Origin of the sequence: Shewanella fidelis ATCC BAA-318 (genome assembly GCF_000518605.1) — a bacterium.
Taxonomy (GTDB): domain Bacteria; phylum Pseudomonadota; class Gammaproteobacteria; order Enterobacterales; family Shewanellaceae; genus Shewanella; species Shewanella fidelis.
The window spans coordinates 148,727-173,204 of the sequence record NZ_JADX01000018.1; the positions used below are offsets into that span (position 1 = coordinate 148,727).

Annotated in this window: 19 protein-coding genes; 9 read left to right on the top strand and 10 right to left on the bottom strand. The window is 41.3% G+C overall.

From position 1 onward, the window contains the following. Positions 1 to 216: 216 nt before the first annotated feature. The 3 genes from L884_RS0109685 to L884_RS0109695 form a co-directional block, all read right to left on the bottom strand. A complete protein-coding gene (locus tag L884_RS0109685; RefSeq protein WP_028767316.1) occupies positions 217 to 573 on the bottom strand; it encodes a glutathione S-transferase N-terminal domain-containing protein in 357 nt (118 codons plus the stop codon). Between the two features lie 88 nt (positions 574 to 661). Beyond that, entirely contained in the window at positions 662 to 1,291 is a 630-nt protein-coding gene (locus L884_RS0109690) for a Type 1 glutamine amidotransferase-like domain-containing protein (protein ID WP_028767317.1), read from the bottom strand. A 156-nt stretch (positions 1,292 to 1,447) separates the two neighbouring features. Beyond that, the gene (locus tag L884_RS0109695) at positions 1,448 to 4,594 is read right to left on the bottom strand and encodes a DUF748 domain-containing protein (protein WP_028767318.1); all 3,147 of its coding nucleotides are present in this window, start codon (positions 4,592 to 4,594) and stop codon (positions 1,448 to 1,450) included. A gap of 400 nt (positions 4,595 to 4,994) precedes the next feature. Here L884_RS0109695 and L884_RS0109700 point away from each other — a divergent pair, with 400 nt between their 5' ends. From L884_RS0109700 to L884_RS0109710, 3 genes are all read left to right on the top strand, one after another. Continuing rightward, positions 4,995 to 5,702 (top strand): DUF445 domain-containing protein, encoded by a 708-nt coding sequence (locus L884_RS0109700; RefSeq protein ID WP_028767319.1) that lies wholly within the window; start codon positions 4,995 to 4,997, stop codon positions 5,700 to 5,702. A gap of 176 nt (positions 5,703 to 5,878) precedes the next feature. Then, entirely contained in the window at positions 5,879 to 6,241 is a 363-nt protein-coding gene (locus L884_RS0109705) for a VOC family protein (protein ID WP_028767320.1), read from the top strand. Between the two features lie 35 nt (positions 6,242 to 6,276). After that, positions 6,277 to 6,621, top strand: coding sequence for a 5-carboxymethyl-2-hydroxymuconate Delta-isomerase (locus tag L884_RS0109710; RefSeq protein WP_028767321.1), 345 nt, complete (start codon positions 6,277 to 6,279; stop codon positions 6,619 to 6,621). A gap of 78 nt (positions 6,622 to 6,699) precedes the next feature. Here L884_RS0109710 and asnB read toward each other — a convergent pair whose 3' ends face one another. The 3 genes from asnB to L884_RS0109725 all read right to left on the bottom strand — a co-directional run bounded on the left by asnB (position 6,700) and on the right by L884_RS0109725 (position 11,513). Then, positions 6,700 to 8,364, bottom strand: a complete 1,665-nt coding sequence (gene asnB / locus L884_RS0109715; RefSeq protein WP_028767322.1) for an asparagine synthase B — start codon at positions 8,362 to 8,364, stop codon at positions 6,700 to 6,702. Between the two features lie 593 nt (positions 8,365 to 8,957). Next, entirely contained in the window at positions 8,958 to 10,604 is a 1,647-nt protein-coding gene (locus L884_RS0109720; RefSeq protein WP_028767323.1) for a M28 family metallopeptidase, read from the bottom strand. Between the two features lie 162 nt (positions 10,605 to 10,766). After that, on the bottom strand, positions 10,767 to 11,513 hold the full coding sequence (locus L884_RS0109725; protein WP_028767324.1) for an HAD-IIA family hydrolase: 747 nt from the start codon (positions 11,511 to 11,513) through the stop codon (positions 10,767 to 10,769). A gap of 330 nt (positions 11,514 to 11,843) precedes the next feature. Between L884_RS0109725 and L884_RS0109730 the strand changes: the two genes are divergently transcribed. After that, positions 11,844 to 13,802 (top strand): GGDEF domain-containing protein, encoded by a 1,959-nt coding sequence (locus tag L884_RS0109730; protein WP_028767325.1) that lies wholly within the window; start codon positions 11,844 to 11,846, stop codon positions 13,800 to 13,802. Between the two features lie 149 nt (positions 13,803 to 13,951). Further along, on the top strand, positions 13,952 to 16,093 hold the full coding sequence (locus L884_RS0109735; RefSeq protein ID WP_169731785.1) for a TonB-dependent receptor: 2,142 nt from the start codon (positions 13,952 to 13,954) through the stop codon (positions 16,091 to 16,093). 411 nt (positions 16,094 to 16,504) lie between these two features. Here the strand turns inward: L884_RS0109735 and purN are convergent, their stop codons facing one another. Further along, positions 16,505 to 17,149 (bottom strand): phosphoribosylglycinamide formyltransferase, encoded by a 645-nt coding sequence (purN, locus tag L884_RS0109745; RefSeq protein ID WP_028767328.1) that lies wholly within the window; start codon positions 17,147 to 17,149, stop codon positions 16,505 to 16,507. Beyond that, the gene (purM, locus tag L884_RS0109750; protein WP_028767329.1) at positions 17,149 to 18,189 is read right to left on the bottom strand and encodes a phosphoribosylformylglycinamidine cyclo-ligase; all 1,041 of its coding nucleotides are present in this window, start codon (positions 18,187 to 18,189) and stop codon (positions 17,149 to 17,151) included. Before purM ends, purN begins: the two co-directional genes overlap by 1 nt. A gap of 220 nt (positions 18,190 to 18,409) precedes the next feature. Between purM and upp the strand changes: the two genes are divergently transcribed. Continuing rightward, complete coding sequence (gene upp / locus L884_RS0109755) at positions 18,410 to 19,036, top strand: uracil phosphoribosyltransferase (RefSeq protein WP_028767330.1); 627 nt, start codon at positions 18,410 to 18,412, stop codon at positions 19,034 to 19,036. A 125-nt stretch (positions 19,037 to 19,161) separates the two neighbouring features. On the opposite strand, the gene L884_RS0109760 is transcribed toward upp, so the two are convergent. Next, positions 19,162 to 20,481 (bottom strand): Na+/H+ antiporter family protein, encoded by a 1,320-nt coding sequence (locus tag L884_RS0109760; RefSeq protein WP_028767331.1) that lies wholly within the window; start codon positions 20,479 to 20,481, stop codon positions 19,162 to 19,164. 317 nt (positions 20,482 to 20,798) lie between these two features. Here L884_RS0109760 and L884_RS0109765 point away from each other — a divergent pair, with 317 nt between their 5' ends. Both L884_RS0109765 and L884_RS0109770 read left to right on the top strand, forming a co-directional pair. Next, positions 20,799 to 21,404: a peroxiredoxin gene (locus tag L884_RS0109765; RefSeq protein WP_028767332.1), complete on the top strand. Its 606-nt coding sequence runs from the start codon at positions 20,799 to 20,801 to the stop codon at positions 21,402 to 21,404. Positions 21,405 to 21,542: 138 nt separating this feature from the next. Then, positions 21,543 to 22,559: a DUF3137 domain-containing protein gene (locus tag L884_RS0109770; RefSeq protein WP_028767333.1), complete on the top strand. Its 1,017-nt coding sequence runs from the start codon at positions 21,543 to 21,545 to the stop codon at positions 22,557 to 22,559. Positions 22,560 to 22,701: 142 nt separating this feature from the next. Here the strand turns inward: L884_RS0109770 and rnt are convergent, their stop codons facing one another. Next, positions 22,702 to 23,415, bottom strand: coding sequence for a ribonuclease T (gene rnt / locus L884_RS21925; RefSeq protein WP_051435599.1), 714 nt, complete (start codon positions 23,413 to 23,415; stop codon positions 22,702 to 22,704). Positions 23,416 to 23,555: 140 nt separating this feature from the next. Between rnt and L884_RS0109780 the strand changes: the two genes are divergently transcribed. After that, on the top strand, positions 23,556 to 24,425 hold the full coding sequence (locus L884_RS0109780; RefSeq protein WP_028767334.1) for a flagellar protein MotY: 870 nt from the start codon (positions 23,556 to 23,558) through the stop codon (positions 24,423 to 24,425). Positions 24,426 to 24,478: the final 53 nt, after the last annotated feature.

Here is a 24,478-nt window from a genome sequence, read left to right on the forward strand (position 1 = left end):
AATTTGAATTGGCTTTGACTATGGCATCATGGTCTGAGTTACTCGCAACTACAATTAGCAGAATTGTTGATGTGCAGCGACAGTATTGTCTCGATTGGTAACATTTAGCAGGTAGGCGTTGGTAGTTATGTTTGCACTAAGATGTGGCATATATAGAAAAAGGCAGCTTGATTGCTGCCTTTTTACTGATGAGTGTTTGCTTGGTTTTTGTAGATATTAAGCGAACTTCTTATCTAAAAAGTTAATGATTTCTGACGATTCATACATCCATGTTGATTGGCCATTTTCTTCAATCTTCATACAAGGAACCTGTAGCTTGCCGCCACCATTTAATAGGGTGCTTTTGTGTGGCTCTTGTTTGGCATCTAATGTGACGATATTTAAGCCTTGGCGACGTAGCGCGCGACGAACCTTTACACAAAATGGGCAGGCTTTATATTCATAAATTGTCATATTGCTGGTGGCATTATCGATTTTCTGTTGTTCTTCTGCCGGACGCTTTAGTTTTTTAGGCGCAAAAACAAAGTTTAAAAACAAAATGATACGGCCTAATACCCAACGAATAATAAACATTAACTACCTCTGATGTATTGATTCCCGCGCAGATTTTAACTCAAGCATTACAGGGTTGAAAGTATTGATTAAAGATCTGCTATCATCTTTACGACTTTTGCCATACAAGGTGCCCAAGGACTTTGAGTTGATCTGAGAGTGACAGCAGAGCAGTGTCGTCGGGACAAAAACAGATTGGGTGAGCAAACTTTGGCTGTTGTGGCTGTTCAAGTTGTTTGTCTGTTGCATGGGGGACAAACATAAAATCAACTAGATTTAGCCCAGTTAAATCATCAAGTTGGCAATCATTGCTATCCCCGCAAAGTGGTGCGCTGGCAATTGACGGGGTCATTATCATAGCACCAGCGCTAACACCGATAAGCCCGCCACCATTGACACAATATTGGCGCAGTACCGGCAGTAATTTATGTTGTTTAAGTGCTTTTAAAAACCGGAAGGTATCGCCACCCGAAAGATGAATTGCGTCGCACTTGAGTAAGGCATTTAAGCTTGTTTCACAGAAGCCTGATTCGAGTTCAAGGTACACACTTAATTGCGCATTATGTGCTTGATACATCATTTGAGTTTGCGAGTAATATTGCCGTTGTGGATCGGGCTCTGAGGCGATATAACCTATGTTTAATTGGCTATTGGTTTGCTGTTTAAGCGAACTCAATAATTGAGATATGGCCGTTTGTGCGTTGTGACTGTTGGGATTGCTAAGTAGGGCAAGTTTCATGCTATTCCTTTGAAAATACTATTAAGTTTCCATTTTCTTAACAACTTAGCTTATTCTTCGACTGATAAAAACCATTAGTTTGTGGTGTTTTAACGGCTAAACAAATAAAAAGCATGCGTACGCATGCTTTTTGGGTTCGGTAGTGGCAAACTGACGCTAGTTTGCTCCTAAGGTTAATAATGCTTGGCTAGCCTCGGTATTGAGCTCGACTCTGCTGTCGAGTAAAAAGATCCTTTTAGGATCAACTTTCTGCTGCTCAATAAGATAAGTTTTTACTGCCGCCGCACGAGCTTGGGCGAGTTTTCCTAGTGCATCTTCACTTATTCGCTGCGCGCCAAGTACAAAGTTATACAGTGCAATATGCCAACGGGTGAGTAATTGCTCATCTGTGAGTGGCGTCTCCTGTTGATGTTCAGCTAGGATGCTATCTTTAACAACTGAGGCTGACTTGCCTAGCTCCACCTCATAAAGATCGATTAATGCCTCTGCTAATGGCCCTGTGGTTGGATAATTACTTGGCGATAGCGCTTCGGGTAACTGCTGCAGTGGAATATTGGCTGTTTGCGCTAACTTGCTGCGTAATTGTTGTTCGCTCAGCGCTTGACTATCTGCTTGCATGTTTAGGCCGCCTTCAACGCTTAAGGTAAGCATGGGTCTATCTGCTAGACCTTTGGCAAGTTTATCTAAGGTTTGTTGCTGTTGGGTTGATATAGTCGCGTCACCAGCAGCAAATTGAATCTTATCTAATTCATCAGCATCATCACCGAGTAGCCCTGCTAACAAACTGAAAGGGGCGGTAACCGCTTTAGTGATGACATTGGTAAAGGCGGTCATCACAATACTTCCTATGCTAAAACTGGGATCATCAACATCGCCAGAAACTTGTAGCCCTAAATCTATCACACCGTGTCTGTCTTGAAGCAATGCGATGGCAAGCGTAACGGGGAGGGTGGTTGCTAGTGAGCTATCACTGGGCTTACCTAGCTTTAATTGGTCTACAACTAAGTGGTTGTCACCAACGAGTTGGTTTTTATCAAGCTGGTAGTTGAGATCTAACGATAGTAGACCTTTATCTATGTAATAACCTGCGTAGGTACCAGAATAAGGATTGACTGAGGTTAGCTCAACATGTTTGAAGCTCAGGGCTAAGTCTAAGTATGGCTGGGCTAATAACGGGTTGATATCACCTTTGAGTGTCACAGGTGCATAGCGATCAATCTTACCTTTTATATCAACCGATGCTGTTTGTTTGCTATCAGAGGATAGCTTGCTGATCTTGCCATCTAAATGCTCAATACTGGCAGCAAAGTTAGGGGTTAATGAGTTATCTGCAAAAAAGGTCGAACCATCTTTAAAGCTAATTTGATTTATCGATAACGCTATAGGTTGAGTTGCAGCAGCACTTTTATCTGCTTTAGTTGATACCTTCGCTTGCACTACTTTTGTTGGTTGCTGTTTGTTTGTTTGCTTGGTTTTTTCTGGTGCTGTTTGCACTATAAGATCACCGATATTGGTGCTCTTATCTTTAGCGATAATAATGCGACCATAGGGCTGAGTTAATGAAACTTGGTCAATATCGAGACTATTATTTTGCTTGTCAAATTTAAGGCTATTTATGTCCAGCGCTTTCCATTTTAGAAGCTCTTTTTTCTGAACCGTGTCTTTAATGATTAAGTCATTAACGGCTAGATTACCTTGGTAACTGAGTTGCTCTGTCTTGGCGTCAAGGTTGAGCGTACCTTGAGTATTAACGTCGCCCTGTTTTAGCTCGATATTGATGTAAGGCGTTAAATACCCCTGTATTTGAGTTAAGGCTAAATTAGTGACACGAAGTTCGGTATTGGCTGTTTGTGCCAAGGGCGTAATACTGCCGCTAGAGCTAATATGACCTTGCTGATTAATGTTGAATGACAATTGATAATCAATAGGTTCGGCTAAGCTATCAGTTATTGCGCCTGTATTTAGCGCAATATCAGAAATTTGCCACAGCGTAGCTTTTGTCACTAATGCCTCAGTCAGGTTCACTTGATAATTTTCAAGGTTTACCTTTTTTAGCACGGCACTCCAGCTGCGACTATTAGTGGTATCACTGTGGTTAGTTGTTGTTTGTTGCTCCTGCGCAATACCCGTTTGTGCTGTACTTGCAGGGGCTTTTGCTGTTGGAACATTAGCGGCGCCATTTGCTATTGGGGTAAAGATATTCGCAAGGCTTACGCCATTTTTATCAATAGTTGTGTTTAACACTAATCCTTTTGTATCTAGAGATTGTGCAGTAATGGTTTGATTTTGAAGATCAACATTGATGCCTTGCAGTGTAATCATAGGCAGATTAATAACTGACTTTGATTGGTAATCAAAGTTAATATCATCAAGTTGTAATCGGCCGTTATCAGCCTTAAAGGCGAGTTTATCGTTTTGTATTTGCAATTGATAATTGCTAGAAAGGGTTAAACGGCCGGAGCTTAAAACAGGGGCAAATTGTTCAGAAATAAACGACCAAAATTGCGGTAGCTGGATGTTGGTAAGTTGTACATCGCCAATCACACTTAATGGCGATAGTTGCACTTGCCCTTGTGTAGCGATCTCTCCTCCCTGCCGACCAACAATATGCACTGAATAACGGTTTAAATCAGGGTTAATAGACTGTCCATCTGTTTGCTGGCTAAGCGTAGATTGAATTGCGTGCTTGGAGTCAAAATATTTCACGTTCAGATTCAGCTCTGGGTAGTGAAGCTGAGCATCGGTTACATGATCTTCAAAGTTTAAATCAGCTTTTATAATGGCTAAGTTACTGATAATAAAATGGGGTATGGCGGCTTGATGTTGACTAGCCTCGTTTTCATCAGTCGATGGGCGCTTGGCTAAAGTGTCTATAATATCTGAAAAGTTAAATCGTAAAGATTGCGGCGCTTTTATACGCTCAATATTGACGTTAGGTTCTGTAAGCGTGACGTTGGTAACGCTATAAGCTGTGTTGAATAGAGAGTCCCAGAATTGTAATTCAAAAGCGAGTTGCCTAAAGCCAATAAAAGCTTGTTTATTAGGTTCGTGCACTTGGAAGTTGTCGATTGTAACGTCAAAGGTGAACGGATTTATCTTGATATCTTCTAACGTGACCGGACGTTGTAAAAGGGTCGATAACTGCTGCGGTACTTGTTTTACGGCAATGTAGGGGACTAAGAGCCCTAAAATTGCAGTAAAACTGAAATAGAGTACTGAAAAAATAATGATTAAGCGCTGATATCTTGGGCGCTGACGATAGCCACTAAGTATTGACTGAAGCAATTTTTTGATAAAAGACATGGGGAAACCTTTGCCGATTTAATTCGAGCTGAATCAAGACCTCAATCTAGCGGAAGCCTATAAAGTAAAGCTGCAGCTAACTTTTAGTCATCTCATTAATTATTTTAGCGTCATTATCAAGTAAATGAGTCCGGTATCATAATGTTTTTTGTTAAATTCATTTAAATCATTAACTAATGAAAACACTTGTTACAGAAGCTGTTTTGCCGTTCAAAATGGTTGTGGGGTAAATTGATCGATAGAGGTTGGCTGCTAGTCATTATCAGCGACGAAGTGATGAGGTCGACGTACAGCAAGATTTAGTTTATCGAATGCTAGATCTGGCGCTATTGAACTATTGCCTAGTGTCTTTCTTGGTTGATACCATAGCGCGTTTTCAATCGGCTTTTGGGGAATTAGCTTGAATAAAAGTGTTATTACGAATCTTATCGCAGCAATTTTAGTTGCTGTTGGTTACTTGTTTGCTCAACCCATATTACTAACAGTAGGCTTGTTTGCACTTTCTGGCGCCGTGACTAACTGGTTAGCAATTCATATGTTGTTTGAGAAGGTCCCCGGCTTATATGGTTCTGGTGTTATTCCTTCGCGCTTTGAAGAGTTCAAGGCAGCTATTGCCAATTTAATGATGAAGCAATTTTTTACTGAAGAAAATATTGACCGATTTCTATCCGGTGAAGGTGGGGTTGAAAAGCAACTTAACTTACAGCCTGTGATAGACAAAATTGATTTATCGCCAGCATTCAATGCGTTAGTTAAAACAGTCGAACAATCTTCTCTCGGCGGCATGTTAGCAATGTTTGGTGGCAGTGAAGCCATTACCCCTTTGCGTGAACCTTTTATCGAGAAAATGAAAACCTCATTAAGTGAAATTGCGCAAAGTGATGATTTTTATGCCTTGGTGAAAGCTGAACTTGAGCAGCCAGATATGATTGCTGATATGCGAGCAAAAGTGGAGGAGATTGTTACTCAACGTCTTAATGAGTTAACTCCGCAGCTTGTCAAAGAGATTGTGCAAGAGATGATCCGTGAACACTTAGGTTGGCTAGTTGTTTGGGGCGGGGTGTTTGGTGGTTTAATCGGTTTAGCTGCTGCGCTTATTCAAGCTTGATAGGTTAGCACTGGCAAGAATGGCGAGTTGTAGCGGCTCTGATCCTGCGACTCTTGATAAAAAGAGGAAGCTTCGGCTTCCTTTTTGTTAGCCTATCCCATTTATTATTGTTGTACGCTTACTGTGCGTTGAGTTATGTTTTAATCTTCGGAACATGGCGTTCACAGGAGTGATAGATGCAGCAAGATAAAATACAAGATCACAGTATTAACTATCTTGAAATCCCAGTTAAAGACATAGTTAGAACCAAGGTATTTTTTGGGGATGTTTTTAATTGGCAGTTTGAGGACTATGGTCCTGAATATAGCTGTTTTATTGATGTTGGTATCAGTGGTGGTTTTTTTGTTAGTGATAAAAGTTTTGCTACTGCACAAGGTTGTCCGCTGATCGTTATCTATTCAGCTCAGTTAGAGCAAACTGAAGCAGAAGTACTTAAGGCCGGAGGCCGGATAAGTCAACCGATCTTTTCTTTTCCCGGTGGACGTAGGTTTCACTTCTTTGATCCAAATGAAAATGAATATGCCGTTTGGTCGGAGTAATTGCCGCTTAATACTGCTTAAAACAAGGACACATTATGCCACATTGCAGCATTGAATATTCAGCGCAACTAAGTGAAATTATCTCTATTGAGGCATTAGTCGAAGCTTGTCATCGTGGACTAATTGAGTCAGGGCTTTTTGAAGCTAAAGCGATAAAAACTCGGGCTTATCGCTGTGAGTTTTATCGCGTAGGTGAAGATGCGAGTAGTCAGTTTATTCATCTTAATATTGCGATCATGCCGGGGCGAAGTGATGAGCAAAAAGCGCTGCTACTTGAGCGGGTTTATGATGCCATTGCGCTAATTACTGCGGCGGTTTCAAGTGTCACCATTGAGGTGACCGAACTGCAGCAACAGCATTATTTTAAAGCTATAAATTAAGACTTCAGTTGTTAATAATAGAAAAGCCACTCATAGCAATAAGTGGCTTTTACTTTTTAACGATATTGCTGACAGTGTTTAGTATGCGCTGTCGTGAACAGATTGTACCGCGCGACCAGATGGATCAATAATGCCTTGTAAGCTTTCATCCCATGCTAATGCTTCAGGTGTTGAGCATGCTACAGACTTGCCTCCCGGTACGGTTTCAGCGGCGCTTGGTAACGGGAACAGCTCCTCAAAGAAGGTACGGTAAAAATAAGCTTCTTTGGTTTCAGGCGTGTTGTATGGGAATCTAAATTTGGCATTAGCCAATTTTAAATCGTCCACTTGTTCAGCAGCATGGTCTTTTAGGCCATCAATCCAAGAGTAGCCCACTCCGTCACTGAATTGTTCTTTTTGACGCCATGCGACCTCTTTTGGCAATTTGTGCTCAAAAGCTTGGCGTAAAATGTGTTTTTCAATCTTGCCGTTCTTAGACATTTTTGCTTCAGGGTTAGTGCGCATTGCCACATCCATAAACTCTTTATCTAAAAATGGAACACGAGCTTCTAGTCCCCAAGCGGCCATGGCTTTGTTGGCGCGTAAGCAGTCAAATAGGTGCAATTTGTCTAATTTGCGTACCAACTCCTCGTGGAATGCTTGAGCGTTTGGTGCTTTATGGAAATATAAGTAACCGCCAAATAATTCGTCAGCGCCTTCACCAGACAACACCATTTTAATACCCATGGCTTTAATCTTACGAGCCATCAGATACATTGGGGTTGCTGCGCGAATGGTGGTCACGTCATATGTTTCTAGGTGATAAATCACATCTTTAATTGCGTCGATACCATCTTGGAAGGTAAAGGTGATTTCGTGATGGATAGTTCCAATGGCATCAGCAACTTTTTGCGCTGCAACGAGATCCGGGGCGCCCTCAAGACCTACCGCGAATGAATGAAGCTGAGGCCACCAAGCGTTACTTTCACCATCATCTTCAATGCGTCGCTTGGCAAATGTTTGAGTGATAGCTGAAATAACTGATGAGTCTAAACCGCCTGAGAGCAACACGCCGTAGGGTACATCAGACATCAACTGACGTTTGACGGCCGCTTCTAATGCGTCGCGCACATCTTCTGCACTTGCAGGGTTATCTTGTACCGCGGCAAACTCGCGCCAATCACGCTGATAGTAATGAGTGAGCTCGCCTTGTTCACTTGAAAGATAGTGACCTGGGGTAAAGGTTTCTACGGTTTTACACACTGGCATTAATGCTTTCATTTCTGATGCCACATAGAAGTTACCTTCTGCATCACGGCCAGTGTATAACGGGATAATGCCCATATGGTCGCGGCCGACGAGATAGCTATCTTTAGCTTTATCGTACAGAACGAACGCGAAAATGCCGTTAAGCTTGTCCAAGAAAGCTGTGCCGTATTCTTGGTATAGCGCCAAAATGACTTCACAATCTGAGTTAGTTTGATAGCTATATTTATCACCTAATTCAGCCTTAAGCTCTTTATGGTTGTAGATCTCGCCGTTGACGGCTAACACGATAGAACCATCTTGGCTTAATAGCGGCTGAGCGCCGTGCTCAATATCAACAATGGCTAAGCGCTCATGGGCTAAAATCGCTTTATCACTGCTGTAAATTCCTGACCAGTCTGGGCCGCGGTGGCGCAGAAGTTTTGACATTTCAAGAGCGACTTGACGCAGCGGCGTTGCGTCTGACTGAATATCTAAAATTGCAAAAATTGAACACATAGGTCACTCCAAAAAACGTTGTCTTAATCTCAATTGCTTTTTACTGTGCCTACGAATACTTAAAAAAACAAATTAAATTGTACGGATTATTCTGTTTTCTGGCTTATTTTGTCATTTTTTGCCCGTCATTTTAACTGTTTGAATGGTGAATCTTTAATTTGTAGGCTTTTTAATTGAGATTTTCTCTTTTTGCTTAGCTAAAGTCGGGCTATGACTGGATGATTAATAATGTGCTGTCGATAATTAACATTTTTAAGTTTTAAGCTGAAAAAGTCGCATTTTGGCCTATAAAAACAAAGTTGAAGTTAGCACGATAGAACAAACTTTATACGGATCAGGATAAACATTTTGTCACTCGTCATTCTGTAGTGTTTTTAGCTGTCTACTTCTACTTCTGCGTTGATCTGCTTTATAAGGGAATCAACGCAGCTATTCGGCTTGAATTAGTTTGCCAAAAACCGTTCTGAGTTGATCAAGTTCTTGTACTGATTGGTATAATTGGTTTAAGGGAGGATCATTAGAATAGGTTGTGGGCAAAAAAAAGCCGACAAGTGGGTAGCAAGCCGGCTAGTTGGAAATTTTTACTCTGCGCTTTAGTTATTGCTATCGTCTTTTGCTGGGCGTAATACGTTAAATTCAGTGCCTTTATAATACCCCGGCCAGTCTTTGTTATTACCAAGTGTAGCAGCTGCTTGATAAAATATATCAAGATCTTCTAGCGCTCCAGAAAGATCCCAGTCTGGTCGATATTCATCACAAACATTGTGATAACAGCCTTTCATTTTTTGCTGCATTTTAACCTTATACTGCACCGTGGCTTCATCTATTGGCTCATTACCGCCGCCAGCAAATACTGCGGGTATGCCTTTTTTGGCAAAACTAAAATGATCAGAGCGGAAGAAGCCGCCTGCTTCAGGTCTGTTTTCAGCGACTGCTGTACGGTTTTGACGCTTGAGTGCATCAATAAGATACTCTTCAAGTTCAGATTTGCCTTTACCTATGATGGTATAATCGGACGTTCGGCCGTAAACATTGGTACTGTCGAGATTAAAAACTGCTACTGTTTTATCGAGAGGATAGAGCGGGCTGTCGGCATAGTAGCGAGAGCCGAGGAGACCTTGTTCCTCACCAGTTGTGGCAATGAATGTGAGTGAGCGCTCAAGGCGATTACCTTGGCTAGCTTGATTAGCAAACTGGCGTGCGATTTCTAAAATACCAGCTGTTCCTGAAGCATTATCGAGTGCACCGTTATAGATCTTATCACCTTCTTTATTCGGATCAATACCGATATGGTCCCAATGAGCTGTGAATAAAATTTGCTCATCAGCACGTGCTTGTCCTGGCAAGGTTGCAACGACATTGTAGCTGTTGCTGTATTCGGCTTGATTAGTAAATGCGATAGAGGCATTTTGATTTAAAGGTAAGTGTATTGGGCTTGCAGCTGCGCGATCGGCAATGGTTGCTAATGATAAACCAGCATTATTAAACAGTTTATTGGCAATATCATAAGTGATCCAACCTTCAACCTGCACCCGTTTATGTGATTGACTGCTACTGGCTAAATCTTGTTGAGCGCCTGTCCAGCTATTTTCAACAACTGACCATGGGTAAGAGGCGGGTTTGGTGTCATGAATAATAATTGCGCCCAGTGCACCTTGGCGGCTGGCTTCTTCAAACTTATAACTCCAGCGACCGTAATAAGTCATTGCTTTGCCATTAAACTTGCCTGAATTTGGTAAGGCAAAGCCGGGATCATTGACTAAGATGACGGCGATTTTACCTGTCATATCTAGATCTTGGTAATCATTCCATTGGTATTCAGGAGCATTAATGCCATAGCCGACAAAAACGAGCGGAGCATTGCTGATATCGATAGTTGCAATATCGTGACGACTCGTCATGACGACATCTTGGCGGTATGTTAACGGCATTTCCCCAAGCTGGATCTGTTGTTGTGCTGATGGGGTGTATGTCACCATAGGCACTGCTTGCAAATAGTCTTTACCGTTTGGTTTCTCAAGTCCCATTGCCGCGAAGGCATCACTTAAATAGGCTAAAGTTAACGCTTCTCCTTTGGTGGTGGGAGCGCGCCCTTCAAATTCGTCAGAAGACAGTATTTTGATATCTTGGCGAAAACGAGCTTCATCGAAAGTGACATCGGTGATGTCATTAAGGTTGGTTGGATGCTGACTGCAAGCACTAAGCACTACTAGCGCGCAGGCGGAAACAATGTTACGCATGGCTAAGTCCTATTATTATTGTTTTAGACTGTTTTATCGATATTGAGGGAACATCATGGGCAAGTGAACCCTCAATAGCAAGAGGCGATAGCCAGTGAAAATGTTACTTAATATTGCGTGGTCTTAGTGACTGGTTTAGTTATTGGTCATAGCTAACATTATTTAAACCACGTCGATATCGCCTGCGCAATCAAAGATATGATTTGGTCTAAAAGGTTCTTTTTCGATATCAGCCAATTTGCTAACACCACTGGTGACTAGAATTGTTTCAAGTCCAGATTGAAAGCCTGCCAGAATATCTGTTCGCATATTATCGCCAATGATAACCGTGTTGTCAGAGTGGCCACCGATGTGATTAAGCGCTGAGCGAATGATCCATGAGCTTGGTTTGCCAACGTAAAATGGCCTTTTGCCACTGATGCGTTCAATTGGGGCGCAAAGTGCTCCGCAAGCTGGGCTATAATCTGGCCCGTGGCTATCTGGATTAGTTGCAATAAAGCGTGCACCTTCGCTAACAAATTTAGCGGCCTTATGGATCATCTCCCAGTTGTAGGAGCGGGTTTCACCAACAATAACAAAATCAGGGTTGATATCTGTAATAGTAAAGCCAGCTTTATAAAGCTCATGAGTCAATGCGCCTTCACCAATCACAAAGGCCTTGGTACCGTGCTGATGTTTTAGAAAATCCGCTGTTGCCATTGCAGCGGTATAAAAGCACTCCTCCGGAACCGTAATACCGGCTGCACCGAGCCTATTCTGCAGATCTTTTGCCGTTTGTACTGGGTAATTAGTGAGAATAACCAGAGGGTTACCTTGCTCAAGTATTCGCTGAATAAACTTGTCACTTCCAGGAATAAGTTGATTGTTATGAAGTAATACACCATCGATATCGCAAATAATATTTTTCATTAACGTCTCTTATTTCACATTGGTTTGCCGCATATTTGACTCTTATCTAATGCTAAATAGATTCTAAAAACAATGGTAATTAACCAAATTTTGAAATTTTCGCCTTAGTTACCCTTTGCTAATTAAAGCATAATTGGCTGATTTGTAGTCAGGTGTATACCAGCCTAAAAATATTTATGTTGACCTTGTGTATTTTTCAGATATTGTGTCGCTAATTCCTTTATTAATAACAAGATACAGTCGTTAACATAATGTTTTACACTGCTGTTCTAGTTACTTTTCTACAACGTTTTACGGTTCAGATCTTAATTTCTAATTAGCGATATTGTTATGGATAAGATTATTGCATTTATATTGTTGCTGGGGATTTCATTCACTGGTTTTGCTGAAACTGCTACGGAATTCTCACCTCGCGATACCATTGAAGATTTTCCGAATGGTAAGCAAATAATTAAATTGCTTGAAAATAAGAATATTGCGGCTGAGCGTAAAAGAGAGCAGTTACAGCTGTTGATCTCTAAAGAAAAAGCAGAGAGTTCGGCTTTTTATGCTTTTGCTTATTATCGGATCTTACATGATATAGAGTTGTCTAATAGCGCGCCTCTACTGGCTGAAAAAGCGATAGTTGACCTGTTAGAAGCAGGCAAACGACTCAAACAAGACTGGTTAATTGCTGAAGCCAATATGTGGCTAGCAACTTTTGCAGCACGAGAAGGTCGCTACCAAGATGGAATATCTTTAGTTGACGAATCAATTGCGCTAGCACAAAAAACAAACTTCCTTCATTTAGTTGCCCGTGGTTATAACACCAAAGCGGCACTCTACTTTTTCCAAGATCAGTACTATTTTGCGCTAGAGTACTATTTAAAAGCGCTTGATATCTTTATGACACAGCCTGAAGACCCATATGTTAGTAAGGTGCTATCCAATGTTTCATTGATTTATCTCGAAATTGAAGAGTGGGATAAAGCTTGGGAGTCAAATGTTAATGCACTTTCTCATGTTGAACGCTATGGCGGTGATTATGAGCAAATTAGTGCATTTAATAATAATGCTGCGTTTATTTTAGAACGGCTCGGGCGCGTTGAAGAGAGTATGCCCTACCTTATAGAAGCACGAAATAGTGCTGAAAAGAGCGGTGAACTGCGGGTGCAGTTTAATGTAATGACCGCTTGGTTGCATTTCTATTTATCTTCTGAGTTGTATGAAAGCGCTAAAATCGAAGCGAATGAATGTATTGCTCGCTCTTCAGCGTTAGCGTATCGAGTCATTGAAGCTGATTGTAGCCGTATGTTGGCTAAGGCTTTGATTAAACTTGGCGATATAGATTCTGCTCTAGCTGCTTTGAATAAAACCGAAGCATTATACAAACAAATAGGTACCCAAGCTTCACACGCTGATATGTTTAATAATTATGCATTGGCCTATGAGGGGCTAGGGGATTACAAAGTTGCACTTGAATACCAGCGAAAAGCAAATGTGGCTGAAAAGGAGCTCTTGTTTGATAAGCGTGGTAAAACTTTATTGAATCTCAGTGAGACCTATAAAGAAAAGTATCGCTTGCAAGAGGTGGCATTATTAAAGGCAGAAAATGATGCTCATGAAGCGAGATTGGCTGAACAAGAGATCAGAGAAAAATTCTTGTGTTTCTTTATTTTAGTTGCTGTTATTTCAATCTCTTTACTAATAAAGAAACGCTATTGGTTGGAGAATGATAATAGGAACTTACAGTCATCGAATTTAGAGCTCTATAAGCAGTCTAATATTGATACGCTTACGGGGTTGTATAATAGACGTTACTTCCTCGATTTCATCGCTCAGCAGCAGTCCAGTAGCCTAAGTACCCAAATGTGTTTGGCTATTATTGATGTTGATCATTTTAAAGCGGTGAACGATACCTATGGTCATGATGTGGGCGATGAAGTGTTGGTTAAAGTGGGCAGCATTATTCAGAAAAATATTCGCGAACAAGATCTATTGGTTAGATGGGGTGGCGAGGAGTTTGTGTTGTCGTTAAGTTGGCCTACATCCTCCGGTCCGATTTTATTAACTGAACTTCAAGAGCGCTTTGAACAAGTGCGACAAGAGATTGCAGATACTGTCATCATTGCTGGCAAACAACAGTTAAATTTGACGGTTTCGATTGGAGTAGGCAAACGGATCAATGGCGCATTGTTGAAAGACCATTGGCAACGAGTATTAGAAGAGGCAGATAAAGCACTTTATCGGGCTAAAGCTCAAGGGCGTAATAAAGTCGTGTTAGTTGAGCAAGTTGATAGGGTGAGTTAATCGAAAACTATCTAAGCAGAGCTTACTTTTAACCTTTGTTAGTTTTAGCTATGTTACAAAGTGTCAGGTTTGTAAATATCCCGTAACTAAGTTGCGTTCCATAGGTAAATGGTAATAATAGCCATTCTCATTTATTTATGGAAAAACAAGTGAAGTTAAGTATCTTAGGGTTAGCTGTTTTAAGCGCTTTAGGTAGCACATCGGTTGCTGCTGAACAAACTCTTCAAACATCAAATCAATCTAGCGATATTGAACATATTATCGTTACCGCCTCTCCGTTTGCACAGAAGTTAAGCGACACTCCCAATTCAGTATTTATCGTGTCAGAAGCTGACTTAGATTTACAACGGGTCGTTGCACGTAATTTGTCTGAAATGATTTCTAACTTAGTACCTGGTTTTTCACCGAGTACTGAAACCATGTCTACTTTTGGTCAGAACTTTCGTGGCGGTAAGGCGATTGTAATGATTGATGGTGTATTGATTTCAACAACATTGCGTGCAGGTGGTCGCGATCTGCAATCAATCTCGGTGGACGTGATTGAAAGCATTGAGGTGATTAAAGGCGCTAGTGCCATGTATGGTAATGGTGAAGCGGGCGCAATCATCAATGTCATTACCAAAAAACCAAGTGTGAATTTTGAAATGCAAACTCGTGTGGGAGTTGAAGCGTTTGCCGATAAACTATCTGATGCGGGCTACAGTATCTCGCAGAGTTTTTCGGGTACAACAGATTCAGATCTTGGTTACTTGCTCAACTTATCAGGCAAAGACCGCGGTAATCTCTATGATGCAGATGGAGAGCAATTACCCGGAGCGCCAAATAATCAGGGGGGCATGGGCGATGCTGATGAGTATGATGTGCTATTTAAACTTGAGCAAGAGTTTGACTCAAGTCGCTTAGCCATGCTGGCCCATCATTACTACATTGAAAACAAGCTGCATTATAAACGTACTGTCAATGAAGAAAACGGCCTAATAGAGATAGATAAAACTGAGCCGTATGTTGGCCCCAATCCGTTTACTAAACTTACTACGTTACAGCTTACTTACGATCAAGATGACTTTTTCAATCAGCAGTTAAGCCTGTCAACTTACTATAGTAAGGTGAATGTTGGCTATGAGTCTGCGTCTGAAATTGAGTCTACACGCAGCGGCTTTAAAGCGGCTCTACAATGGAACATAAATAACACAAGCCGGTTAGCCTATGGTGTTGAGTATGGCAAAGATAATACCGAACAAGGTCGAGAACGCGATGTTATCACTGGTATTGATGCTGCTGGAAACCCTGTTACACAGGCTCAATATGTTTGCTCTGTATGCGATTTAACTGAAACTAAATTGAGTCCGTTTGCGCAATATTGGAATCAAGTAACAGATGAATTGACACTGCAAATGGGGTTACGCTTTGAGAACTTTGAAATTGAAGTGCCTGATTATATGCGTTATCGACGAGGCGTACTCAGTGCTAAACAAGGTGATACGCTTAAATATGATAAGCCATTAGTTAACCTAGGTCTGGTTTATAATATTGCCGCTAGCACTGATATTTTCGCTAGTTACTCTCAAGGTTATTCGCATGCAGATATGCGTATGCTTCGTGATATGCCTGTTGACAGTGTTGCTGAGTTTGCTGAAGAGATCCCTGCAACACAAACCAATTATTATGAAACAGGTTTGCGTTATAGCGATGACAATCTGCAAGCTAGTTTGTCTTTGTTCTATTCAGACATCAAAGATGGTTATGCCTACGATTATAACGTCGACTCACAAGCGGATAAGCGTGTGGCGGCTGTTATTGTTGCTGACGAAGAAATTTGGGGTTTTGAAGCGACGCTTGATTACCAAATTAATCGAGAGTTTAAACTTGGCAGCAGTGTTTCTATGTCAGAAGGTAAGCGTACTAATAGTGAAACAGGTTCAGATTACTGGATGAACGGTACGCGCATTACGCCAATTAAGGCGTCAATCTATGGTGATTACCGTTTTAATGATATGGCCTCACTGCGTTTGCAAGCGAATTATGTGGGCGATAGAGATAAACACGATCGCGAGAGCGAGGCTGGTTATAGCTTTTATGAGTCGCCTTACGACGGCTATACATTGGTTGATTTAGTATCGACTTTTGATACGGATTTTGGTCGCTTTACCTTTGGTATAGATAATCTATTAAATGAAGACTACCAGCCACTTGTTTCACAGATGAACAAAGAGGTTATTTGGGAAAGTTACCGTAGCCAGTTTTCAGGGTATGGACGTCGTTTAGCACTTGAATACAGTATAAATTATTAATGGCGTAGGACTGATTACAAGTTAATGAAAAAGGCCCTGAGTGAAATTAACACTTGGGGTTTTTTATTATCGCAATCGGTATCAAGATTTAGTCCTCAATGAGAGGTTAGCTGTTTAGAGGCCATTAAGTGCTCCTCAGTAACCGCTGCTACGATACTCTAGCTTCTATATCCACTTAGTCGTACTTTAATGAAGTTCAGCATACCCATATGTTTGAAATGATTACTCGAGATTTGAGCGAGCTCTTTGGGCATGAGGAGCCGTAGCATTAGAGTCGCTATAGCTTGCCATTCCGAGTTGAGCAAATTCAAATACTGATCGCGACTATAACTTGCGCGAGACACGGTTTTTTGAATTTTGTTTAAGGCATAAAAAAGGCACCCAAAGGTGCCTTTTAACAAGATGTAGAAACTAGTCGGCAGCATACCCATTGGCAGGTAATACTTGACCGTCTAATTGAGCTGCACCGCTGACCATGCTAAGGCGATTTTGGCTGAACCATTTAACCACTAATGGATAAATAGCGTGCTCTTGTTCATGTACTCGCTGCGCTAAAACTTCAGCTGTATCTTCTTCATAAACAGGCACTTTTGCTTGTAAAATCACAGGCCCAGCATCAAGCTCTGGCGTAACAAAATGTACGCTTGCACCATGCTCTGTATCTTTTGCATCAATAGCACGTTGGTGAGTGTTTAACCCTGTATATTTAGGCAAGAGAGAAGGGTGGATGTTAACCATTTTCCCTTCAAAACGTTGAACAAACTCATCGCTTAGAATGCGCATAAAGCCTGCTAATACAACTAGATCAGGTTGATATTTTTCAATCGCACTTAATAGTCTGGCGTCATACTCTTGTCTTGTTTCGCCGGTATGAGCTATCACGCAGCTGGTATCAATCTCATTTTGGTGAGCACGGATCAATCCGTAGGCGTCAGGTTTATTACTTATTACACCAACAACTTCGGCTTGAAGGTTATCATCGCAACCATCGATAATAGCTTGCAAATTACTGCCATTACCTGAAATTAATACTAAAACGCGACAACTCTGGGGCATTACAGGATCTCCACTTGCTCTTCTTCGCCGTTACGCTTGGCAATGTTTCCGATTAACCATGCGTTTTCGCCTTCTGCATTTAGCAGTGTTAAGGCTGAATCGACTTTATCTGCTGGTAGGGCGACAACCATACCAACACCACAGTTGAAGGTACGATACATTTCAAATTCTGAAATATTACCGTTTTCCATCAACCAGTTAAATACGACTGGCCATTGCCATGTGTCGCTGTTTACCACTGCTTTGCAATCTTCAGGTAGTACGCGTGGGATATTTTCCCAGAAGCCACCACCAGTAATATGTGACATTGCATGAACATCGTGCTCTTCAAGCAACTTAAGCAGTGATTTTACATAAATTTTTGTAGGTTCAAGTAAATGGTCGATCAGTGGCTTACCAGCAAGTTCTTGCTCAGGATCAGCCTTGCTCACTTCTAATACCTTACGGATAAGTGAGAAACCATTTGAATGAGGACCGCTTGAAGCTAATGCGATAAGGGCATCACCGTCTTGCACCTTAGTGCCATCGATGATTTCTTCTTTCTCTACAACACCAACACAGAAACCTGCAAGGTCATAGTCTTCGCCTTCGTACATGCCAGGCATTTCAGCGGTTTCACCGCCAATTAATGCGCAACCTGATTGTACACAGCCTTCTGCAATACCTTTAACTACTGCTGTGGCAACTTCAACATCAAGTTTGCCTGTTGCATAGTAGTCAAGGAAAAACAGTGGCTCTGCACCTGCAACGATTAAATCGTTTGAACACATTGCAACTAAATCAACACCAACGTTATCGTGCTTTTTGTAGTCGATAGCAAGGCGTAACTTGGTACCAACGCCATCAGTGCCTGAAACCAGTACTGGATGCTTATACTTAGTTGGTAGCTCACAAAGTGCACCAAAACCACCTAAATTGCCCATAACTTCTGGACGGCGGGTACGTTTTACTGCTGACTTGATGTTGTTAACTAGTGCATTTCCGGCATCAATATCAACGCCTGCATCTTTATAGCTTAGTGGGGTAGTAGGAGTGCTCACGGAGATCCTCTCGGGTACGGGTATAGATTATTATTGGATTTAACGCGGCGCTATTCTATCAGCTTGTGAGTAGCGTCGAAAGCTAAGTTTTTCAATTAACTTAGCGACAGAGGTCACGATTTACCGCCTTTTTGAAACTTTAAGTTTTCCTACATGAACAAATCTACTAGAATCGTTAAAATTTACCGTGAAAAATACGTTAGAAAATCAGGAGAACAAGATGAAAGTCGTTGAAGTTAAGCACCCTTTAGTCCGTCATAAAATTGGATTAATGCGCGAAGGTGACATTAGCACGAAGCGTTTTCGCGAATTAGCGGCAGAAGTAGGCAGTCTACTAACATATGAAGCAACGGCTGATTTTGAAACTGAAAAAGTAACGATTGATGGTTGGAATGGCCCGGTTGAAATCGATCAGATCAAAGGTAAAAAGGTTACTGTAGTACCTATTCTACGTGCAGGTCTTGGTATGATGGATGGCGTGCTTGAGCATGTACCAAGCGCACGTATCTCTGTTGTCGGTATTTATCGCGACGAAGAAACTCTTGAGCCAGTACCTTATTTTGAAAAGCTTGCGAGCGATATGCCATCACGTATTGCACTTATTGTTGACCCAATGTTGGCTACTGGTGGCTCTATGATTGCTACTATTGACCTACTAAAAGCACGCGGCTGTACAGCAATTAAAGCCTTGGTTCTTGTTGCCGCACCTGAAGGTATTGCTGCACTTGAAAAAGCGCATCCAGATATCGAGCTTTTCACAGCATCAATTGATGACTGCTTAAACGAGCAAGGTTACATTCTGCCTGGTCTTGGTGATGCTGGTGACAAAATTTTTGGTACTAAGTAAGTACTGATACTGTCAGGGTTTACAAGTTTTTATTTAAGCTTGCTTAATCATTTAACAGTAAAAAGGAGCCAAATGGCTCCTTTTTTATTTGTGCTTTTTGTCTGGTTAACAAACCATTAGTTGCACTAAAGCACCATGGCAGCAATCCAACCAAATACCAATAATGGAATGTTGTAGTGAATAAAGGTTGGAATAACGCTGTCTTTCATATGGTCATGTTGGCCGTCCGCATTTAGACCAGCGGTTGGGCCAAGTGTTGATTCAGAAGCAGGTGAGCCTGCATCTCCTAATGCCGCCGCTGTACCAACAAGAGCAATGGTTGCTTCAACAGAGAAACCAAAGCTGATGGCTAAAGGTACATAGATTGCCGCAATAATTGGAATTGTCGAGAATGACGAACCAATCCCCATAGTAATAAGTAGGCCAACTAATAACATCAAGAACGCAGCTAAGGCTTTGTTATCGCCAATGGCGGTGTTCATGATCTCGACTAAGCTTGCCACGTCACCTGTACCTTTAATCACTGCTGCAAAACCTGCGGCAGAGATCATAATAAAGCCTATGTTGGCCATCATGCGTACACCTTGGTTAAAGATGTCCTGATCTGCAACGTGTTTCAGTGCGCCAGAAAAGCTAAACACAATGAAGCCAATTAACGCACCGAATATCATTGAGCCTGTGTAGAGTTGAACTGCTAAAGTGGCGACGACAGCAATTGCAGCAATCATAATATTGCGCTTGTTGATGCCTTCTTCTGGTTCGGCCGTTAAGATTTGTTCTTCTTGATATTCTCTTGGTTTGCGGTAGCTAATAAATATCGCCACTAGTAAGCCAAACACCATACCTAGCGCTGGAATGATCATCGCGGGTGCAACTTGAGATTTTAGTGCGTGTAGGTCATTACTATTTAAGTTAGTGAGCAAAATATCATAAAGGAAGATGCCACCAAAGCCGACAGGTAACACCATATAAGTTGTTACTAAGCCAAAAGTCAGTACACAAGCGACTAAACGGCGATCCATCTTTAATTTAGACATTACATGCAATAATGGCGGGATTAAAATTGGAATAAAGGCAATATGAATCGGTAAAATGTTTTGCGATGAAATAGCCATAGCCAGGATAGTTAACAATAACACCCAACGAACGCGGTTGTTATTAGTACTATTTTGTTCTTTACCCAATAGGCTAATCACTTTGTTTGAGATAACAGTCGTTAGCCCTGAATGCGATAAAGCAACGGCAAACGCGCCCAACAGGGCATAACTTAAGGCTATTTGTGCTCCTCCGCCTAGACCTGTGTTAAACGCTTCGACGGTTTGGTGGAGATCCATCCCTCCGACCAACCCTGCAACTAAGGCAGAGATAGTTAGCGCTATGACGATATTCACTCGAGCTAAGCTGAGGCCCAACATTAGGCAAACAGCGATGACAACTGCATTCATATTATGGTTAATCTATTTCTTATATTTGAAGTTGCGTCCATTTTTGCCTGTTAATAGCTAGGATGTCCAGCATCTATGCTGGATATCTTGAATTCAAACAGAGTTGTGAATTAGCTGTAGCTTAATATGCAAACAAACTGTGAATATCAATAGCTAAAGTAAGGTTAAGCTGGCGGCTTAGTGGCCAGTTAACAGAATAATCATTTAAAAAAGTGATATTGCTCTCAAATAGCTTGTATAGAGTTTAACACTGCCTATAATGCCTTTTAGATTTAAACGAAACAGCGTTTTTAGCAATCCATAGATGGAGAAATAAAATGAGCGTATTAGTCGGCCGCCCGGCCCCTGATTTTACTGCTGCTGCAGTACTAGGTAATGGTGAAATTGTTGATACCTTTAACCTATCTGAAGCAATTAAAGGAAAGACTGCCGTAGTATTCTTCTACCCACTTGATTTCACTTTTGTGTGCCCATCAGAGCTGATTGCTTTTGATCACCGCATGGACGAGTTCAAGAAGCGTGGCGTTGAAGTAATCGGTGTTTCAATCGATTCTCAGTTCACTCATAACGCATGGCGTAACACTCCAGTAGACAAGGGTGGTATTGGCCAAGTTCAATACACGCTAGTTGCTGACGTTAAGCATGAGATCTGTAAAGCTTACGATGTAGAGCATCCAGAAGCAGGTGTTGCTTTCCGTGGTTCGTTCCTAATTGACAAAGAAGGTCAAGTTCGTCACCAAGTCGTTAACGATTTACCTCTAGGTCGTAACGTTGATGAAATGATCCGTATGGTTGATGCGCTTCAATTCCATGAAGATCACGGTGACGTTTGCCCAGCAGGTTGGGAAAAGGGTGACAAAGGTATGGATGCTAGCCCAGAAGGCGTAGCTTCTTACCTAACTGATAATGCTGACTCGCTATAATTATTAAGTTGTAGTTAGTATTAGCATAAAAAAGCTGCGTTAATCGCAGCTTTTTTGTATGAAAATATAGCTTGTTATATGAAGTTAGCGTTAACTGCAGAACTGGATTTCTGCAGGATTATACATTAAGGATTTTGTATGGACCCGAAGGCGTTAAATATTCCCGCCGAGGATAAACATTCGTTTGCCGAATATTTCCAACAGCACATAGCACCTAAATGGCAACGTTATGAAGCAAAGCGGATTCCTATTGCTGCTAAATACCAACAGAGAAGAAAAATTAGCCAGCCAGTTTCCTATATTGCGATGTTTACAGGTCTTATTGGTTTTGCGGGTATTTTTTATGCCTTAGCCATTACAAATGGCGATGGCTTTATGCTTGTTGGTGGTTTGCTGTTGTTTGTAGTAGCAATGATTGTCGCTGCAGCAGTTAATTTTTGGGCTGGGAGTGAAGCTTTTAAGTTCCGAGACGGTGTAATTAAAGTCATTCATCCTCTTATACTGCGTTATTTTGGTGAGAGCTTTATGCTTAACCCGAAAAATCTACCAGAGCTTAAAAAATATGAGCAATATGGAGTTTTGCCTAAATACGATAGAGGTTATTTTCAAGATAGTGTTAAAGGTGAATATAAGGGTGTTGCTTTTCTTGTTCGTGAACTCAATTTATCTGTAGCTAATGGCACTGAAGATAATAAAACTAAATATAAAACAATTTTCGACGGTATTATTATTGAGTTCGATACCTTTAAAAAGTTTCAAGGCGAAACTCAAGTGAGGCTAGATAAGGGGACTTTAGGTAATAAATATCAAGCCTTTAAACATGACTTGTCTCAGGTGAAGCTTGAGGATGTGAACTTTGAACGTCAATTTGAAGTGTATAGTAGTGATCAAGTTGAAGCGCGTTATTTGTTAACGCCAGCAACTATGGCTCGGTTTCTGTCATTGTCTAGCTTCTATGGTTCGCAGTTAGAAGCTTGTTTTAAAGATGGCAAACTGTTTATGAAAATAGCGACGAAACATAATTATTTTAACTCTAAATTAGATGTTCTCAAACCTTTGGATTTTAGCCATGATATTGAGCAACTTTTTAGAGAACTTTACCAGATCTTTGCTTTAATCGATGAGTTAAAACTTGATGATAAGACTGGGCTGTAAAGTGGTTAATCAAAGCTAGGAAATTCATGATTGGATACTAATTTAGCATTGCAAATAAAAAGACGAAGATAATCAATCTTCGTCTTTTTATTTGCTACAGCGATATTTTTAATAGCTAGTTTTGATTTGACTGATACTAAAATTAGCTCAAATCATCAGGGGTTGATGTTACTTCAGAAGGAGTACTATCGACATCGTTGCAAAGTTTTTCATTGGTTGTATCTGCAATAAAAGGCCAGCCTCCAAGCGCTTTCCAGCGGTTTACGATTAAGCAAAATAGCTCTGCAGTGCGCTCAGTATCGTAAAGGGCAGAATGGGCTTCTCGATTATCAAATGCAATACCTGCCATAGTGCAGGCTTTGGCTAGTACTGTTTGACCAATGGCTAAACCTGCAAGCGCTGCAGTGTCGAATGTTGCAAAAGGGTGAAATGGCGTGCGCTTCAGATTATTACGCTCAATTGCTTGGGTAACAAAGCCGTGATCAAAAGCCGCATTATGGGCAACAATAATACTTCGGTGGCAACCAGCCGCTTTTTGTGCCTTTTTTACTTCCTTAAAGATCTCTAAGAATGCCTCTTTTTCACTTACCGCACCACGTAGAGGGTTGCTAGGATCAATACCTGTAAAAGCTAAGGCTTCAGGTTCTAGGTTTGCACCTTCAAAAGGCTCAATATGAAAATGCAATGTTTTATCTAAGCTAAGTTCGCCTTGTTCATCCATTTTTAGCATAGTGACGGCAATTTCTAACAGCGCGTCAGTTTTAGCGTTAAAACCAGCGGTTTCAACATCAATGACCACTGGGAAATACCCTCTGAAGCGGTTTTTCATTAAGTTAGGGTCGAAAGTGTCAGTCATTAAAATTTCCTAAAAATGTGCAGATGACTATTATGCGGCAACTGATGATCTGTGTCATGTTCGTTTGCTTGATTAATGAGCTAAAGGAAAAGAATTCTTTGCCGATAAACAAGAGTGATATGAATTTAGAGAGTTAATTTATGCGGCTTTGGGTAATTTTAGCATCATTTTTGATCCTCCCTTTCTCTGCCAATGCAGACTTAAGGCAATATGTGGCTTCTTTAGAAGAGTCACAATGGCGTTTGAGTGGCAATAACCCTGTGATGTGCCGCTTAGAGCATGATATTCCATCATACGGTAAAGCGGTCTTTACCAGCCGTGCGGGTAAAGACCATAACCTTAACTTTACCTTAGATATGTGGGTAAAGCCTGACCAAGTCACTCAAGCTAAATTAGTAAGCATGGCGCCTGCATGGCGTCCAGGTGTGCTATCTAAAGATATTACCGAGCTAACTTACCAAAAGTATTTTAGCGGAGAAGTGCCACGTAACGCAGCTTGGTCTATGCTCGCTGAGCTTGAAAGCGGTATGCAGCCGACCTTTTATTATGCTGATTGGTACAACGAATCAAATAAAGTGGCAGTCGGGTTGTCAGCGGTAAACTTTAAACGCCAATACTCAGAGTTCAAAGCCTGTTTATCCTCGTTATTACCATACTCTTTTGAAGATATTGCCTTCACCGTTCTTACTTATGAGTCTGGTGGTACAGAGTTAACACGTTATTCAAAGTCTCAAATTGCTCGAGTACAGGAATACCTAGCGTATGACAAGAACGTTGATTTGGTATTGATTGATGCTTATACCGATAGTTATGGTGGTAGAAGTGCCAACATGCGAGTGTCGGAGCAACGTGCAGACTCAGTGAAAGAGCTTTTCGTTGCAAGTGGTATTGGTCAAAATCGAATTCATACAATGGGTCACGGTGAGAAGCGACATGTTGCATCAAATCAAACGATAGAAGAACGCTCAAGAAACCGCAGGGTTGTCATTAGGATTAGTAAGCCTTTATAGCATATCTCATTGGTAAAATAGCCTAGCATTACAGCTGGGCTTTTTTATGAGTT